The 17,046-nt window shown below is 68.8% G+C and carries 15 protein-coding genes; 10 read left to right on the top strand and 5 right to left on the bottom strand.

Annotation, left to right across the window (positions count from 1 at the left end; translation table 11 throughout):
* Positions 1–299: 299 nt before the first annotated feature.
* The 7 genes from lpdA (at position 300) to ACQY9P_RS04855 (ending at position 10,156) form a co-directional block, all read left to right on the top strand.
* Positions 300–1,700, top strand: a complete 1,401-nt coding sequence (lpdA, locus tag ACQY9P_RS04885) for a dihydrolipoyl dehydrogenase (RefSeq protein WP_421736388.1) — start codon at positions 300–302, stop codon at positions 1,698–1,700.
* Positions 1,701–2,095: 395 nt separating this feature from the next.
* A complete protein-coding gene (locus ACQY9P_RS04880) occupies positions 2,096–3,019 on the top strand; it encodes a LysR family transcriptional regulator (RefSeq protein ID WP_421736389.1) in 924 nt (307 codons plus the stop codon).
* A 43-nt stretch (positions 3,020–3,062) separates the two neighbouring features.
* Positions 3,063–4,508 (top strand): sulfatase-like hydrolase/transferase, encoded by a 1,446-nt coding sequence (locus tag ACQY9P_RS04875; RefSeq protein WP_421736390.1) that lies wholly within the window; start codon positions 3,063–3,065, stop codon positions 4,506–4,508.
* A 24-nt stretch (positions 4,509–4,532) separates the two neighbouring features.
* A complete protein-coding gene (locus ACQY9P_RS04870) occupies positions 4,533–5,090 on the top strand; it encodes a metal-dependent phosphohydrolase (protein ID WP_421736391.1) in 558 nt (185 codons plus the stop codon).
* On the top strand, positions 5,087–6,226 hold the full coding sequence (locus tag ACQY9P_RS04865) for a GDSL-type esterase/lipase family protein (RefSeq protein ID WP_421736392.1): 1,140 nt from the start codon (positions 5,087–5,089) through the stop codon (positions 6,224–6,226). Before ACQY9P_RS04870 ends, ACQY9P_RS04865 begins: the two co-directional genes overlap by 4 nt.
* 12 nt (positions 6,227–6,238) lie before the next feature.
* The gene (locus ACQY9P_RS04860) at positions 6,239–7,558 is read left to right on the top strand and encodes an MFS transporter (RefSeq protein ID WP_421736393.1); all 1,320 of its coding nucleotides are present in this window, start codon (positions 6,239–6,241) and stop codon (positions 7,556–7,558) included.
* 69 nt (positions 7,559–7,627) lie between these two features.
* Positions 7,628–10,156, top strand: coding sequence for a TonB-dependent receptor (locus ACQY9P_RS04855; RefSeq protein WP_421736394.1), 2,529 nt, complete (start codon positions 7,628–7,630; stop codon positions 10,154–10,156).
* Positions 10,157–10,321: 165 nt separating this feature from the next.
* Here the strand turns inward: ACQY9P_RS04855 and ACQY9P_RS04850 are convergent, their stop codons facing one another.
* Together ACQY9P_RS04850 and ACQY9P_RS04845 are read right to left on the bottom strand one after the other, a co-directional pair.
* A complete protein-coding gene (locus ACQY9P_RS04850) occupies positions 10,322–11,302 on the bottom strand; it encodes an alpha/beta fold hydrolase (protein WP_421736395.1) in 981 nt (326 codons plus the stop codon).
* 178 nt (positions 11,303–11,480) lie between these two features.
* On the bottom strand, positions 11,481–12,350 hold the full coding sequence (locus ACQY9P_RS04845; protein WP_421736396.1) for a LysR family transcriptional regulator: 870 nt from the start codon (positions 12,348–12,350) through the stop codon (positions 11,481–11,483).
* A 102-nt stretch (positions 12,351–12,452) separates the two neighbouring features.
* Between ACQY9P_RS04845 and ACQY9P_RS04840 the strand changes: the two genes are divergently transcribed.
* Positions 12,453–13,457, top strand: a complete 1,005-nt coding sequence (locus ACQY9P_RS04840) for a zinc-dependent alcohol dehydrogenase family protein (protein ID WP_421736397.1) — start codon at positions 12,453–12,455, stop codon at positions 13,455–13,457.
* Between the two features lie 49 nt (positions 13,458–13,506).
* Here the strand turns inward: ACQY9P_RS04840 and ACQY9P_RS04835 are convergent, their stop codons facing one another.
* Complete coding sequence (locus ACQY9P_RS04835) at positions 13,507–14,340, bottom strand: oxidoreductase (RefSeq protein ID WP_421736398.1); 834 nt, start codon at positions 14,338–14,340, stop codon at positions 13,507–13,509.
* 125 nt (positions 14,341–14,465) lie between these two features.
* On the opposite strand from ACQY9P_RS04835, the gene ACQY9P_RS04830 reads away from it, so the two are divergent.
* Positions 14,466–14,987: a helix-turn-helix transcriptional regulator gene (locus ACQY9P_RS04830; protein ID WP_421736399.1), complete on the top strand. Its 522-nt coding sequence runs from the start codon at positions 14,466–14,468 to the stop codon at positions 14,985–14,987.
* Between the two features lie 68 nt (positions 14,988–15,055).
* Here the strand turns inward: ACQY9P_RS04830 and ACQY9P_RS04825 are convergent, their stop codons facing one another.
* Both ACQY9P_RS04825 and ACQY9P_RS04820 read right to left on the bottom strand, forming a co-directional pair.
* Positions 15,056–15,403 (bottom strand): carboxymuconolactone decarboxylase family protein, encoded by a 348-nt coding sequence (locus ACQY9P_RS04825; RefSeq protein WP_428151232.1) that lies wholly within the window; start codon positions 15,401–15,403, stop codon positions 15,056–15,058.
* 43 nt (positions 15,404–15,446) lie between these two features.
* The gene (locus ACQY9P_RS04820) at positions 15,447–15,908 is read right to left on the bottom strand and encodes a DUF1348 family protein (RefSeq protein WP_421736400.1); all 462 of its coding nucleotides are present in this window, start codon (positions 15,906–15,908) and stop codon (positions 15,447–15,449) included.
* Between the two features lie 244 nt (positions 15,909–16,152).
* On the opposite strand from ACQY9P_RS04820, the gene ACQY9P_RS04815 reads away from it, so the two are divergent.
* Entirely contained in the window at positions 16,153–16,740 is a 588-nt protein-coding gene (locus ACQY9P_RS04815) for a helix-turn-helix domain-containing protein (protein WP_421736401.1), read from the top strand.
* Positions 16,741–17,046 lie beyond the last annotated feature (306 nt).

Here is a 17,046-nt window from a genome sequence, read left to right as displayed (position 1 = left end):
CGACGCTAGGGCGCGTTGGCGGGAGAGGGAAGGGGCTCGCTCGCCGCCACGGCTTCCGCAATGCTCCCCTTTCAGGGTGCGTGGATCGCCTGGCGGTCACCTAGGGGCAGGCGGAGCGGGGCCCGATGACCAAAGGCTGGATTTCGCGTGCGTTTCAGCGTGCGAAGCGTCGAAAGCGGGTTTCGTTTTAACCGTTCGCGCTCTAAGGAACTCCCGCCTCCAAAGGTCTGACAATGCGGCCGGCGAGGCCCCATATTCTGTCCGGCGCCGCTTCCGGCGCGTCCTGAAGGCGAAGATCCATGGCTCAGTACGACGTCGTCATCATCGGGGGCGGTCCCGGCGGATACAATGGCGCGATCCGCGCCGGTCAGCTGGGCCTGAAGGTCGCCATCATCGAAGGACGCGGCAAGTTAGGCGGCACCTGCCTGAACGTCGGCTGCATGCCCTCCAAGGCGCTGCTGCACGCGTCGGAACTGTATGCCGCCGCGGCCGGCAATGAGTTCGCCACCCTGGGCATCGACGTCAAGCCGAAGCTGAACCTGCCCCAGATGATGAAGCAGAAGGCCGACAGCGTCGAAGCCCTGACCAAGGGCGTCGAGTTCCTGATGAAGAAGAACAAGGTCGACTACATCAAGGGCTGGGGCCGCATCGCGGGCGCCGGCAAGGTCGTGGTCAAGGCCGAGGACGGTTCGGAAACCACGCTCGAGACCAAGAACATCGTCATCGCCACGGGCTCGGAGCCCACCCCGCTGCCGGGCGTGAGCGTCGACAACAAGCGCATCGTCGATTCCACCGGCGCCCTGTCGCTGCCGGAAGTGCCCAAGAGCCTGGTCGTCATCGGCGCCGGCGTCATCGGCCTGGAGCTGGGCTCGGTCTGGCGCCGCCTGGGCGCCGAAGTCACCGTCGTCGAATATCTGGATCGGATCTGCCCGGGCCTGGATGACGAGACCGCCAAGGTGTTCCAGCGCAGCCTGACCAAGCAGGGCTTCAAGTTCCAGCTGGGGGCCAAGGTCACCGGCGCCAAGGCCACGGCCAAGGGCGTGGACCTGACCCTCGAACCCGTCGCTGGCGGCGAGGCCCAGAAGATCTCGGCCGACTACGTGCTGGTCGCCATCGGCCGTCGTCCGTTCACGGAAGGCCTGGGTCTCGACACCGTGGGTGTCGTTCCCGACAAGCGCGGCATGATCGCTAACGATCACTTCAAGACCACGGCTCCGGGCGTGTGGGTGATCGGCGACGTGACCAGCGGTCCGATGCTGGCCCACAAGGCCGAGGACGAAGGCGTGGCCTGCATGGAGCTGATCGCCGGGAAGGCGGGTCACGTGAACTACGACCTGATCCCCGGCGTCATCTATACCAGCCCCGAAGTGGCCACGGTGGGCAAGACCGAGGAAGAACTGAAGGCCGCGGGCGTCGCCTACAAGGTCGGCAAGTTCCCCTTCACGGCCAACAGCCGCGCCAAGATCAACCACGAGGGCGAAGGCCAGGTGAAGGTTCTGGCCGACGCCAAGACCGACCGCATCCTGGGCGTCCACATGGTGGGTCCTAATGTCGGCGACATGATCGGCGAATACTGCGTGGCCATGGAGTTCGGCGGTTCGTCGGAAGACGTGGCCCGCACCTGCCACCCCCACCCCACCCGTTCGGAAGCCCTGCGCCAGGCGGCCATGGGCGTCGAAGGCTGGACGATGCAGGCCTAGGGCCGGCTTCAGATCATCGAAGACGTCTGTCGGTTCACTCCGGCGGACGATGGCGGGGCTCCGGAAACGGAGCCCCGCTTTTTTGGGTGGCTGTCCCCTTCAAGTCTATGTGGGGGGCCTGCAGCGACGCCTCGACGTCGGCTTTCGGGCGGGAAGCCCGGGCGTGCCTTCAACTCATCTGGGAAGTTTGGAAGGGCCGCTTTCCGGCAGCGGCGAGGCTCAGAGCGCGCCGTCCTCGGCAACGGGAACACCTGGCGCCCAGCCGACAATCCAGGCATCCACTTGGCGGCGCGAGGCGGGCGGGACGTGGTTGGCCTTGATGTCACGTCGCAACCGCCGTTGAACGACCGCAGGCGCGCGTTGATCGCCGCCGCGTCTGCCCGTATCCACCTCCCATGACGAAATCAGAGCCCCGGGATACATCGCCTCGCCCCGCCGCCCGCCGGGAGCCCAGCGTCACGATCGGCGCCCTGCGGGCATTCATCCAGGCCTTCGAGCACGGCAGCTTCTCCAAGGCGGCTCAGAGCCTGGGGGTGTCGCAACCCAACATCTCCAACCAGGTCAGCGCGCTCGAGCAGGCCCTGGGCGCGCGGCTGATGAACCGCCGGGGCGCGACGCTCATGCTGACGGACATTGGCCGAGAGGTCTTTGTCCGCGCGCGTCTCGCCCTGGCGAAGGTCGGCGAGATCGAGGACATCGCGCGGGAATTCCGCGCCCTGCGTCAGGGACGCTTGACCGTCGGCTTTTCCAGTCCCTCGCTCGCCATCCCGGTCCTGGGGCGCTTTCGCCAGGTCTATCCCGAGGTCGAGCTTTCGACGTCCAGCGGCAACTCCGAATACCTGCGGCAGGAGCTGCTGGAGTGCCGCATCGACCTGGCGCTTTGCTCCCTCCTGGAGCCGGACGCCCAGCTGGAATGCCAGCGCCTGGAGGATCTGGACCTGCAGTTGATCCTGCCCAGGGACGACCCGCGCTACAGCTCCGGCGCGGCCCAGCTTCGCGACGTCGCGCAGGAGCCCTTGGTGTTTCGGGAGGCGGGCTCGGTCACCCGCGCCCTGACCGAGGCCGCTCTCTCGCCCTACCGCCAGTGGGCGGGGCCGTCGCTGACCGTCACCGGCACGACCGCCGTCCGCTCGGCGGTGGCCGCCGGCCTGGGCCTGGCCCTGGTGTTTCGCGGCGAGGCCGACGACGACCGACGCCTGCGCGTCGTCAACATCGACGACGGCCGACATCGCGCGGGCTTCTATCTCGTGACTCTCCCGGAAAATCTGCAGATTCCCTCGGTGGAGGCGTTCGTCGGGCTCGCCCATAACGGAAAGTGATGTTCGTCATTTAAACATCATTCTAAGGTGATATAGAGCAGCTATGAACGTGCTGCTCGTCACATTGGATCAGTTCCGAGGGGATTGTCTGTCCTGCGCGGGGCACCCCGTGGTGCGGACGCCGAACCTGGATCGTCTGGCGCGGGACGGCCTTCGGCTGGCGCGCCATTACAGCCAGGCCGCGCCCTGCGGACCTGGCCGCGCCAGCCTCTATACCGGCCTCTACCAGATGAACCATCGGGTGGTGGCGAACGGCACCCCGCTCGATCGCCGCTTCGACAACATGGCCAGGGCGGCGCGGCGCGCGGGCTATGCGCCGGCCTTGTTCGGCTACACCGACCAGAGCATCGACCCTCGCGACGCCACCGGCCCGGACGATCCGCGCCTGAGCCGCTATGACGAGGTCCTGCCGGGGTTCGACCCGGTCTGCCATCTGAGCCCCGCCCGCCCGCAGCCCTGGATTGACTGGTTGCGCGACAAGGGATTCGAGGTTCCCGACGACGGCGTCGAGGCGCTCGCCTCCGAAGGCGACCGGCCCGAGACGGTGAGCCTGGCCGCCTTTCTGACGGACCAGTTCGTGGACTGGCTCGATCGGCAGGAGGGGCCCTGGTTCGCGCACCTTAGCCATTTCAGGCCGCATGAGCCTTTCGCCGCCGCCGGCCGCTTCGGCGGCCTCTACGCGCCCGGCGCGGCGGCGCCGCCGATCCCGCCCAGCGCCGAGCGCCATTGGCTGCATGCGGCCCTGCTGGCGCATCCGCAGCTCGCCGCCCCTGCCGATCCTGTCGCCCTGGCGCGGATGCAGGCGCAGTATTTCGGCATGGTCAGCGAGGTCGACGATCAACTCGGTCGGGTGTGGCGCGCCCTCGAGGATCGCGGCTGGTGGGACGACACGCTGATCATCGTCACGTCCGACCACGGCGAACAGCTAGGCGATCACGGGCTGGTCCAGAAGCTCGGCTTCTTCGAGGCCAGCTTCCATGTCCTGGGAATCATGCGCGACCCCCGGCCCGGCAAGGCGCGAGGGGTGACCGTCGACCGGTTCACCGAGAACGTCGACTGGTTCCCGACGCTGTGCGAGGCGATCGGCCTGCCCGTTCCCGCCCAGTGCGACGGCCTGCCCCTGACGCCTTTCCTGGAGGGCGAGGATGACCCGTCCTGGTGGCGAAACGCCGCGCATTGGGAGTTCGACTGGCGCTTCAGCGCCCTGCGCGCCCACGCGCACGGCTGGCCGCGCAACCGCGTGCTGGAACGCCAGAACCTCTCGGTCCATCGCACCGCGTCGGCCGCCTATGTGCATTTCGGCGACGGCTCCTCGCTGGCCTTCGATCTGGCCGCCGATCCGACCTGGCGCACGCCCCTGCCGGACCCCGCCGCCCGCCTGGGTCTGGCCGAAGGCCTGCTGCAGTGGCGGGCCGAACATCTGGATCGGGCGCTGACCGGCATGCTGGTCGAGGACGGAGGCGTCGGCCGCTGGCCGCCGCGCGACTAGTTACAACAAAGGAAAGACTTGACCATGACGCAGACGGACCGCGCCCCGGTGACTCATTTCGACACGATCGACGCACTGGAGGCCTTCCTCGAAGAGACCGCGACCATGCCGATGCAGGAGCCCGGGCTCTACGAACTCGAGCACAGCCTGCAATGCGCGGCCGAGCTGGAGGCGGCGGCGCCGGCCGACATCGAGCTGCAGGTCGCGGGCCTGGTGCACGACGTCTGTCATGGCCAATGCCACATCGGCATTCACGACGCGGTGGGCGGCGAAGCGGTGCGGCGCGTGCTCGGCGACCGGGTCGCGGACCTGGTCAAGCTTCATGTGGTCGCCAAGCGCTATTTGGTGGCCAAGCAGCAGGACTATGCCGGCGTGCTGTCGCCGGTCAGCGTCCAGACCCTGGCCCTGCAGGGCGGCCCGCTGACGGCCGACGAGGTCGCCGTCTTCGAGGCCAATCCCCTGGCGCAGGACGCGATCCTGCTGCGCAAGGCCGACGACGCCGCCAAGACGCCTGGGCGCGTGGTCCCGGGCCTCGACCACTGGCGGCCACGCCTGCGGCAAGTGGCCGCCATGCGCGGATGAGCCTGCTCGACGCCATCCCGCTCGACGACCCAAGGATCGGGGTTCGCGGCGCGCTCGGCGTGCGCCGCGACGCCGAAGGGCTGACCCCCTCGCGGCTGCCCGACTGGACCCGCCCCCGCTCGCCCGGCCCGGCCTTCGCGCTGATGGCCGGGATGACCAGCGGCGTCCGCCTGGACTTCGTGACCACCTCGGCCGTCTGGGAAATCGACCTGCTCGAGACCGGCCTGCAGTTCGACGGCGAGCCGCGGCGGCGGGCGATCGTCGACCTTTGCTGCAACGGCGCGCTGGTGTCGCGGGATCTGCGCCACGGACATACGGTCGTGGTCGGGGAGGCGGCGACGGGCTTCACCCCGGGGCGGCCGCAGACCCTGCGCTTCGATCTTGGTCCTGGCGAGAAGCGGATCGAGGCGTGGCTGCCCCAGGCGGCGATCACCGAGGTGCGCGGCTTTCGCCTCGAACGCGGCGCGGGGCTCGCGGCGGCGCCCGAAGGCGCGCGGCGCTGGGCCCATTACGGCAGCTCTATAAGCCATGGCATGGAGGCGGCGGGGCCGGCCCGCACCTGGCCCGCCCTGGTGGCGCGCGGGGCCGGCCTGGACCTGCTCAACCTGGGCCTGGCCGGCGAGTGCCACCTGGACGGCTTCATGGCCCGCGTTCTGGGCGAGGCGTCCGCCGACCTCATCAGCCTCGAACTGGGGGTCAATGTCATCGCCGCCGACACCCTGCGCCGACGGACCTTCGCGGGCGCGGTTCATGCCTTCCTGGACACGCTGCGCGCCTTGGCCCCGGCGGCGCCGGTCCTCGTCGTGTCGCCGATCCATTGTCCGCTTCTGGAAGAGACGCCGGGACCGCTGCGCCGCCTCGCCGGGGGCGGCTACGAGGCTCTGGCGCGCCCGCATGCCCAGGCCGACGGCGCCCTGACCGTGTCCGACGTCCGCCGAATTCTCGACGAGATCGTGGAGCAACGCCGCGCCGAAGGGGACACGGCGCTGGCCGTGATCGATGGGACGACCCTGTTTTCAGCCGAGGACGCGGCCGACCTGCCCGATCGCGTGCATCCCAACGCGCGGGGGCACGAGACGATGGCCGCGCGGTTCCTCGCGGCGGCCTTCCAGGACGGCCCGTTCTCGCGGCCTTGAGGAGGAGGTCTCGTGGCTGGCCAGCGTTTGCGGCGATTGAGCTGGGTGCAGTTGGGCGCGCTTTCCGCGCCGGCCTTCGTGGCGACCGGCTATCTGGTCCCGATGGCGGTGTTCATGCCCGCCTTCCTGAGCGAGCATGTCGGCCTGCCGCTGGCCGCCGTCGGCTGGATCCTGCTGATCGGCCGTCTGTGGGACGTCTTCAACGACCCGATCATGGGCGCGCTCACGGACGCGACCCACACTCCCATCGGGCGGCGCCGGCCCTGGATCCTGGCGGGCGCGCCCCTGGCGCTGCTGGCCACCTGGAAACTCTATTTCGCGGCCCCCGGCATGTCGGCGCCCTGGGTGGCGGCGTGGATGAGCGTCCTCTTCGCCGGCTGGACGATGGTGGTCGTCGCCCACGGCGCCTGGGGCGCCGAGCTCTCCGACGACTATGACGAGCGCTCGCGGATCTTCGGGGCCAAGACCATGGCCGTGGCCCTGTCCCTGCCGGTGTTCGTCCTGGGACCCGCGATCCTGGAGCGCACCGGCGGCGCTTCGCCGTCGCAACAGATGGCCCTGATGGGATGGACGGTGATCATCGCTCTGCCCTTGGCCGTGGCGGCGTTGATCGCCTTCACCCCCGAGGCCAAGGCGCCGCCGGTGCGGCTCAGCTGGCGCGGCCTGGCGGAGGCGTTCGGCCTGACCTTCACCAAGCGGGCCTTCGCGCGGATCTCTCTGGTCTATTTCCTCGTCGGCGCGGCCGAGGCGGCGGGGTCCAGCGTCTTCATGTTCCTGGTCCGGGACGCCCTGAGGCTTCCGAACTGGACGGCGTCGTTTCTCGTGGTGCAGGCGCTCTGCTGCCTGGTCTCCCTGCCGATCTGGCTGACGGTCTCCAGGCGCACCGACAAGCGGCGGGCCCTGCTGGGCGTGTTCACCCTGATGGCGCTGGTCGCGCCGATCCCGCTGGTCCTGCCGGCCGGCGACATCGCGGCCTTCGCCGCCTATTCGGCCGCCAAGGGCCTGACCTGGGGCGCTGAATACACCCTGCTGCGCTCGATCGTCGCCGATCTGGTGGCCGACGAGGAACGCCAGGGCGGCGGCGCCCGCGCTGGCGTCTTCTACGCGTCGTTCAACCTGACCTACGGTCTGGCCCAGGCGCTCGGGACCGCGTTGTCGCTATGGATCCTGGCCGGGATGGGCTTTCGGGCGGGCGAGGCGGGCGAGGGGCCCGCCGCGGACGGATTGCGCGTCATCGCCGCCGCCGCCCCGTTCGTGGCCGCGGTTCTGAGCGGGGTCGTGATGGTCCGTCTTCCCCTGGCCCGGCCGCCCGCCGCGCAAGCGGAGCCATAAAACCTTCACTGTTAGCAAAAGGTGATCCGTGAGATCAGATCATCACCGTCAAATTATGTGGAGGGGATGGTGAGCGTTTCAGTTCTGAGCCGATGGGTCTCGCGCAGCAGTGTCTCGGGCGGCGCCCTCGCGCTCGTCTTGGGGATGGGATGGACCGGGGCGGCCGCCGCCCAAGACCGCCCGGCCGGCGCCTCGGAGGCCGACGGCGTGACCACCCTGGCCGACATCGTGGTGACCGCGCAGAAGCGGGCGCAACGCCTGAGTGAAGTCCCCATGGCGGTCACCGCCTACGGCTCGGACTTCCTCGAAAAGGTCGGAATCACCAAGTTCGACGAACTCGCCGCCTTCACGCCCGGCCTGACGGTGCAGGAGCAAAGCGCCAACAACGCCGGCTTCGTCGTGCGCGGCGTCACCACCGACAGCGGCAGCGCCCAGGACGAGCCGCGCGTGGCGATCTTCTATGACGGGGTCTCGGCCTCCCGCAACCGCGGGGCCTATATGGAGCTCTTCGATCTGGACCGGGTGGAGGTGGTCAAGGGGCCGCAAGCCACCCTGTTCGGTCGCGCCGCCCTGATCGGCGGCATCAACGTCATCCAGCACAAGGCCGATGTTGGCCAGGCGTCCGCTGCGGCCGAACTGGGGGTCGGGAGCGACGGCTACTACCGCGCCTATGGCATGGCCAACCTGCCCCTGGCGACCGACAAGCTGGCGCTCCGGCTCGCCGCCACCGTGCGCCATCGCGACGGCTGGGTCGAGAACCTGGAGGGCGGCGATCCCCTCCAGGGCGCCAAGGCGCAGGCCTATCGCGGGGTGCTGACCTTCCGGCCGGCCGAGGCGGTTCGCTTCGACCTGATCGTCAACCACCACCACGACGACAACAGCGGCACCGCGTTCAAGTCCGGAACCTTCGTCCCGGCCGGTGGCGAGATCAGCCCCTATGCGCCGGCCCGCCTGAACCGGTCGGCGGCGGGGTTCGAAGGCGGCGCGGAGACGGGCCTGAACCGCACGGTCAACACCGCCACCCTGCTGGGCGACTGGCGCTTGACCCCTGCCTGGACCCTCTCCAGCATCAGCGGCTGGCGCAAGTTCGACAGCCTGGAGACCAACGACCCCGACGGGTCGTCCATGCCCTTCATTCAGGGCGCCGAGGACGCCCGCGGCGAGCAATGGAGCCAGGAGCTGCGGCTGCGGTTTGACGACGCCGGCCCGCTGTCCGGCTTCGCCGGCGTCTCCTACCTGCACGAGAAGGGTAGCCAGCGGCTGTCGGCGATGTACGACGAGCGTTACGCCCTCGCCCTGCTGAGCGGCCTGCTGATCACCACGCCCACGCGCTCGACCCCGAGCCTGGCCGAAGCCCAGGCGATCGGAACCGGCTTCCTGACGGCGGCGCTTTCGCCGGCCTTCGGCGCGGCCACGTCCACGGTCGCCACCTCGCTGGTCTCGTCGCTGAAGCCGAACCACTACGAACAGTCGATCAATTACGGTGAGACCGACTCGCTGGATGTCTATGGCGACCTGACCTGGAAGCCGGTGAAGGCCCTGGAACTGACTGCGGGGGTCCGGTGGACGAAGGACGACAAGACCTCGGCCGTCCAGGGCGATCTGCTCAACGGGACCAGCCGTCTCGGGGTGCTGATCGGCGCGCTGGGCTCGACGAGTCCGGCGACTCAGCGCGCCCTTCTGACGGCCCTCCTGACACCCGGCGCGCCCCTGCCGGCGTTCGGCCTCTTCACGCAGCCGCAGGCCCTGATCTCCAAGAGCGGCAGCTTCGACGGGCGGACCTATCGCCTGGTCGGCCGCTATCAGTTCACCCCCAACGTCTCGGTGTGGGCGTCGTTCGCGCACGGCCGCCGGCCGGACGTCATCTCCCTGACCCCGGGCAGCCTGCCGGGCACGAGCCTGACCGCCAAGACGCTTCCGGCGGAAGAGGTGGACTCGTTCGAAGTCGGGACCAGCGCCGCGTTCCTGAACGGCCGCCTGAGGCTCAACGGCTCGATCTACGACTACGACTACGCCAACTTCCAGACCCAGAAGTTCGACGGCGGCAAGCTGGTGACGATCAACGCCGGCAAGGCCAAGTCGCCGGGCGCGGAGTTGCAGGCCACCTGGCGACCGAGCGAGGCGCTGGAGCTGTTCGGAACCTATGCCTACTCGCACGCGCGGTTCTCGGGCGGCGCCTATGACGGCGACCAGTTCCGCCTGGCCCCCGATCACAGTGTCTCGCTCGGAGCCGCCTATTCCCGATCCCTGGGCGCCCTCGGCGTCCTGAGCGTCCTGCCGACCTATACCTGGCGGTCGAAGGTGTTCTTCGACGACGCCAATGATCGCCGGGACCTGCAGCTGCCGCTGCTGCCGACCGCGCCCGGTCTTCGCGATCGCGTCGTCGACGAGTATCAGGACGCCTACGGCCTTCTCAATCTGCGGGTGCGTCTCGAGCGGCCAGCCGCGGGACCCTGGGCGGTCGAGGTCTTCGCCACCAACCTCCTGAACAAGAAGTATCTGCTGGACGCCGGCAATACGGGCGACAGTTTCACCTTCCCGACTTTCGTGCGCGGCGCGCCGCGGCTGGTCGGCGTCTCCCTGAGCGGTAAATTCTGAGGGCGGGCGTGCGCGGCCTGATGCCCGTCAGGCCGCGCAGTCGTTTCAAGTTATCGCCGCGCTTGGCCTTGGCCTCGTGTGGTGATCGGCTTCCCGCTGTTTGCAGGGCCCGCACAGGGGGCCACCGACAAGCAAGTGCTATTCCGATCGCGAATTGGCGACGGCCTAGCCGCGGATGAAGGCCAGTAGATCCTGATTGATCGTGTCGGCCTGCGTCGTCGCCATCCCGTGCGGAAACCCGGGATAGGTCTTCAGCGTGCCGTTCTTGAGCAGCTTGATGGCCAGGTGCGCGCTGTCGGCGATGGGAACGATCTGGTCGTCCTCGCCGTGCATGATCAGCACCGGCGCCTGGATAGTCTTCAGGTCTTCGGTGAAATCGGTCTCGGAGAAGGTCGCGATACAGTCGTACTGGGCCTTGGCGCCGCCGGCCATGCCCTGGCGCCACCAGTTGTTGATCAAGCCCGGACTGACCTTCGCGCCAGGACGATTGAAGCCGTAGAACGGCCCCTCGGGGACGTCCCGGTAGAATTGGGCGCGATTGGCCTGCAGAGCCGCGCGGAAGCCGTCGAAGACCTCCATGGGCAGACCGCCGGGGTTGGCCGCGGTCTTCAGCATGATCGGCGGGATGGCGCCGATCAGCACCGCCTTGGCGACGTGGTCGCCGCGCCCGAAGCGCGCCACATACCGGGTCACCACGCCCCCGCCCGTCGAATGGCCGACATGGACCGCATTCGCCAGACCCAAGGCTTGGACCACGGCGTGCGTGTCTGCGGCATAGGCGTTCATCTCGTTGCCGTCGTTCGTCTGGGTCGAGCGGCCGTGCCCGCGCCGATCGAAGGCGACGACCCGAAAGCCCTGGCCGCCGAAGAACAGCATCTGGGTGTCCCACTCATCGGCGGTCAGGGGCCAGCCGTGATGGAAGATGATCGGCTGTCCGCCGGCCGGGCCCCAGTCCTTGTAGAAGAGCTCGACGCCGTCCTTGGTCTTGATCAGGCCGCTGCTCGGCCGCGACGTAGCGGGGGCGGCCGCTGCGAGGGCCGCGGACGGCGACAGCGTCGGGGTCGCGGCGAGGGCGGCCAGGCCTAGGCCGGACGTCATCACCGCGCGTCGTGACGCGGCTTGGTTCTTGGTCGAACGCTCGCTCATTTCAAACCTCCTATGATGACCGACGAGGTCGGCGTCGGGAGGAACCTGATCCTGTCGTTCGCGCAGGGCTTGAGCGCTTCGAGCCTTCTTTGGATCGATAGGGCCTCGGCGCGATCGTCCCCCGCTTGGGGCGTGACGCCGCGCGCCAGACGGTCAATGAGGGACGATCGCGGCGGGGCTAATAGGCGAGGGTGGGGATCCGCGCGATCAGCAGGTCGGCAAGGGCCCGCAATCGCGGTAGGCGCCGCAGGTCCCGATGGTAGCCTAGCCATTGGGTGCGGCTTGGCGGGTTCTCATCCAATTCGATACGCTGGATGCCAGGGGCGGCGTCGCCCAGCGGGCGCGGCAGCACCGCCAGACCGGCGCCCAGCGCGCAAAGCTGGGCCTGCACCTCGCGACTGTTGCTGCGCGAGGCGATCCTGGCCCGCGGCAGACGTCGCGTGATCCATGCAACGTCGGGCATGCCGCCGAACGCGGTGTCCATCACCACCAGGGCATGACCCTCGCCGTCTCCAATGGGGTCGACGCAGGCCTCGGGGCGACCATATAGGCCGTACGTGATTGTCACCAGGCGGCGGGCGATCACCTCGGCTTCGCTGAACGGAACCATGCGCACGACAAGGTCGGCTTCCCGTCGCGCAAGGCTGTAGATGCGGGGATCGGTCAAGGTCTCGACCACCACGGCAGGGTGGAGCTCAGCCAGTTCGGCCAGAACCGGCGCGAGCAGCACGCGGGCGAACCAATCCGAACAGGAGACGCGGAGCTCGCCGGCCAGCGCCGCGTCGCTGCCTGACAGCGCTCGAAGCAAGGCCAGCGACTCGGTCTCCATGCGTTCGGCATGGACCAGGAGCGTCAGGCCTTCGTCTGTCAGGACGAACCCGTCAGCGGTGCGTTGAAACAGCGCCGCGCCAATCGCTGCTTCAAGCGCCTTCAACCGCCGGCCCATGGTCGGCTGCGATTGGCCAACCCGACGACCTGCGGCGCCCAGCGTGCCCTCACGCGCGATCGCGAGGAAGATCGGTAGGTCGTTCCACTCCAGCGGCGCCATGCCTAATCCATTCAAAATTGAATGGATATCGTGCCAAGTCTTCTATTCCAGTCAATCCTGTTTGAATGATCTTCTGGGCTCAACCAAACCGGAGCTGCTCTGATGAGCCCGACCCAAACCATGACCGCCGCTGTCGTCGACTCTCGCGACGGCCCCTTCACCCTCCAGGCCGTAGCACGCCCGACACCCGGCCCAGGCGCGGTGCTTGTCCGCGTCGAGGCCAGCGGCCTAAATCCCCTCGACCTGAAGATCCGCGCCGAACAGGCGGCGCACGCCCGCAATCCGCTGCCGGCGGTGCTGGGGATGGACGTGGCGGGCGAGGTGGAAGCCGTTGGAGCGGGTGTCGAAGGGTTCGCGCCTGGCGATCGCGTCTACGGGCTCATCGGCGGCGTCGGGGGACTGCAGGGCGCCCACGCCCAGTACGTGTCCGTCGACGCGCGCCTTCTCGCCAAGCGACCGGCGAACCTCGACGCGCGCGCCGCCGCCGCCCTTCCGTTGGTGGCGATCACCGCTTGGGAGGGCCTCGTCGATCGCGCCCAGATCCGGCCGGGTCAGACCGTGCTTGTCCAAGGCGGCGCGGGCGGCGTCGGCCACCTGGCCGTCCAGATCGCGCTGGCCAAGGGCGCGCGGGTCTACGCCACCGCCTTGGGCGAGGAGGATCAGACCTACCTGCGCGGCCTTGGCGCGGTCGCCATCGACGGTGCGCGATCGGTCGAGGACTATGTCGCCGAGCATACCGCCGGCGCCGGCTTCGAGGTCGTCTACGACACCGGCGGCGGCGTCCTCCTGGATGCGTCGTTCCAGGCCGTCAAAAGGTTCGGCCACGTGGTCAGCTGCCTGGGCTGGGGCGTTCACGCGCTGGCGCCGCTCTCGTTCAAGCAGGCGACCTATTCGGGGGTGTTCACGCTCCAGCCACTGTTGAGCGGTGAAGGCCGCCGCCACTTCGGCGAGATCCTGACCGAAGTGGCGGCCCTGGCGGACTCGGGGTTGCTGAAGCCGCGGCTGCATGCTGGCCGGTTCGGTTTGGATGCGCTGGACGCCGCCTATGGAACGCTGGCGAGTGGTCGGGCTGGCGGCAAGGTCGTCGTCGATGTCGCGCATCCATGACGCCTGCGTCGGCGGCCCACGAAGGGCCACCGACAGTCCTTCTCGACGTCTAATCGGCCTGATGGCCGGTGTCCGCCGCCCATCCGCCCCAGGTCGCGAGGATCTCGCTATCGCGGGCGTGCTTGGCGGCGATCGCCGCGACCGTATCGGCGCCAAGCGGCAGGCGCACCGGGGGCGCGGGCATGTTGGCCAACCGCAGGACCGCGTCGGCCAGTCTGGCCGGATCGCCGGGCTGCTGGTGATTGAGGCCGCCCACCCGTGTGCGGACGGCGCCAGCGGTCCCGGCATAGTCGGCAATCGTCGGCGCGCTGATTTTCAACGAAGCAGGATCGAGGAAGTCGGTGCGGAAATAGCCTGGCTCGACCGCCGTGACATGGACGCCCAGCGGCGCCAGTTCCGCCTGCAGGGCTTCCGACAGGCCTTCGACCGCGAACTTGGTGGCGCAATAGACGCCAAAGCCCGCCGCGCCCCGGTAGCCACCGATCGACGACATGTTGATCACATGGCCGCCGCGCCGGGCGCGCATCGACGGAAGAACCTCGCGCGTCACCGCCAAGAGGCCAAAGACATTGACGGCGAAGAGCTGCTCGATCTCGCTGGCGCTGGCCTCCTCGACCGCGCCCACCAGGCCATAGCCGGCGTTGTTCACCAAGACATCGATCGCGCCGAACCGGTCCAAGGCCGCCTGAACGGCGGTCTTGGCCTCTGCCGGCTGGGTCACGTCCAGCCGCGCGGCCAACAGGTTCGCCCGCTCGCCAAATCGCGTCGCGACGGCGCTCGGATCGCGCGCGGTGGCGATGACATTGTCGCCGGCTTGCAGGGCCCGTTCGGTGATCTGGGCGCCGAGACCGCGCGCCGCGCCGGTGATGAACCAGGTTTTCATGGGGGAGAACTCCTTGGGGCTCGACGGTCTTCGTTGAACCTGGCGAGCAGACTAGGTCGCCCGGGGCCGCGCGGGGTGTTGTGCTGTGTTGCGCGCTGTGAAGCCGCGCTATCGGGCGTATCGCCATGGCGTTAGCCGCCTCCGAAGCCCGCTTGACGCGGCCGCTGCAGCTGAGGGTCGCCGTCCTGTTGGATCAGGCGCTCGCGGCGCTGCCCGCCGATCCCACGGACGCCAAGGTCCTGGTCTCCCGGGCGCGAGCCCTTCTGGAGACGCCGTCGCGAGATGAGAGCGGCGCCTCGAAAGGACCGGTCAGTTGCGTGCTGCCGGCTTGGCGCGCGCGCCAGATCGCCGCCTTTGTCGATGGCAATATCGGGCGCACGCTCTATAGCGCCGAACTGGCCGGCGCCGCCAAGATGAGTACGGGGCAGCTTGGCCGCGCCTTGAAGGCGACGTTCGGTCTGTCACCGTCCGAATTCGTCATGCAAAGGCGCCTGCTCATGGCCCAGCGCCTGATGCTCGCGACCGACGACGCCCTGGCGCAGATCGCGCAGCTTTGCGGCCTCTGCGACCAGGCCCATCTTAGTCGCGCCTTTCGCAAGGCCTATGGCCAGACGCCGGCCGCCTGGCGGCGCGGCGCTCGCACGTGAGGGCGCCAAGACGGCGCTACGCCTGGATCGGCGCGGGGCCGAAGCCCCGCGCCGTCCGACCGCGACACTTACAGCGCCGGCAAGGCGTCCAGCGCGTCCAGCGTTCGCGTCGAATAGACCAAGGCCGCGCCGGCGTTGATGGCGATGGCCACGCCGAGCGCTTCTGCGATCTCGTCGCGCGTGGCCCCGAGCCTGTGCGCCGCCTCGGTGTGGACGGTGATGCAGCCATCGCACCGCAGGCTGATGGACGCGGCCAGGGCGATCAACTCGCGGGTCTTGGCGTCGAGATGGCCGGTCTTGGACCCGGCGCCGCTGAGCGTGGCGTAGCCGCGCACGGTGTCGGGCGACAACTTGCCGAGTTCGCCAACGCCCTTCATGAGCTGATCGCGGTAGTCGTTCCAGTTGAGCATGGTCATTGGGGGATCCTTTCTCCTGAGGTCGGTTGGGGGATGGCGGGGATCAGAGACCCAGGTCGGAGAGCGAGGGGTGATCGGCCGGTCGCGCGCCGAGCGGCCAGAAGAACAGGCGTTCGGACTCGCTGATTGGCAGGTCATTGATGCTGGCCAGGCGCCATTCCATCAGGCCGTCGGCGTTGAACTGCCAGTTCTCGTTGCCGTAGGAGCGGAACCAGGCGCCCGTGGCGTCGCGCCATTCATAGGCGAAGCGAACGGCGATGCGGTTCTCGGTAAAGGCCCACAGCTCCTTGATCAGCCGATAGTCGTGCTCCTTCTCCCACTTGCGGGTCAGGAAGGCGACGATGGCCTCGCGGCCCGTGAGGAAGTCGCTGCGGTTCCGCCAGACGCTGTCCGGCGTGTAGGCCTGGGCCACGGCGGCGGGATCTCGGCTGTTCCAGCCATTCTCGGCCGCCTGCACCTTCTGCCGCGCGGTCTCGGGGGTGAACGGGGGGAGTGGGGGACGCATGGCGGCCTCTTTTGCAACCTGTTGAAGGGGCGAGAGACGTTGACGCCGTTCGCCCTGCGATCTGCGCACGGTCCTTGCCGAGCCCCGAGTCAGGCGATGTGAAGCGTTGTGAAGCCTTCCGGCGAACGATGTTGTGCGAGGGGCGGCGAAAGCTTTCGCGACGCCTCACGCCCGGTCACGGCGCTTAACGCGCGCTCGGGGCGATCCGGGGCGATGCTCCTGTCATCACGACAAGGAGGCTCCCATGCGCAGCATCGCCCTGACAGACCAGCCCACCTGGGGCGCGCCTGGCCACGATATGGTCCGCGCCCTGATCGACGACGCGCTCAAGTCGCTGGACCGCGACCGGCATGCGGCGCGCACCTATCTGGGCCAGGCGCATCGGATCATCGATCGCGAACTGGATGTCGCGCTGGCTGCTCCCGAGACCGCGCCGCCCCGCGCCAAGGGCGCGCGCCTCTCCGGCTGGCGAGTGCGCCGCTTGGCCGAGTTCATCGAGGCCAATATCGAACGGACCATCCAGGTCGGCGAGCTGGCCAGCGTGATCCGCATCAGCACCAGCCAGCTTGGCCGCTGTTTCAACTTCACCTTCGGCCTGACGCCTTCGGACTACATCATGCGCCAGCGGCTGGAGCGGGCTCGGCACATGATGCTGAGCAGCGACGAAGGCCTGGCCCAGATCGCCTACGCTTGCGGGCTATGCGACCAAGCCCATCTGACCCGCGCCTTTCGCAAGCACTACGGCTGCCCCCCGGCCGCCTGGCGCCGCGATCACCGGGGCGAGCGCCGAGCCGTCCAAGCCTCGTGGCCCGCTGCGGAGGCGGTCGCGTGAGGCCGCCACCCCCAGCACGGGTTCGGCCTTACCGCGCGGTCCGCTCGGAGACCTGGGCGGACCTGAGCGCTGTCCTCGCCCGCAGCGAGGCCGGCGTCATCTTCGGGCGCCTCCAGGGCTTGCAGACGCCGGGCGGCGAGAGCCAAGAACCGCGGGGTGACTTGAACGAACGCGCTTGCGGACAAGCCCACGAAACCTGACTGTGGTTAAGTCGCCGGACCGCGCGGCGCTGACAGCTGCGTCCGCCGCGGTTCTATCGGCGTCTTATGAGGGACAGGCCGTTTGGGAGATCCACGCGCCATAGAT

Origin of the sequence: Caulobacter sp., from assembly GCF_965279145.1 — a bacterium.
Lineage (GTDB): Bacteria > Pseudomonadota > Alphaproteobacteria > Caulobacterales > Caulobacteraceae > Caulobacter.
The sequence above is the reverse complement of the archived record's forward strand: the minus strand, read 5'-3'. Positions and strand labels throughout refer to the sequence as shown.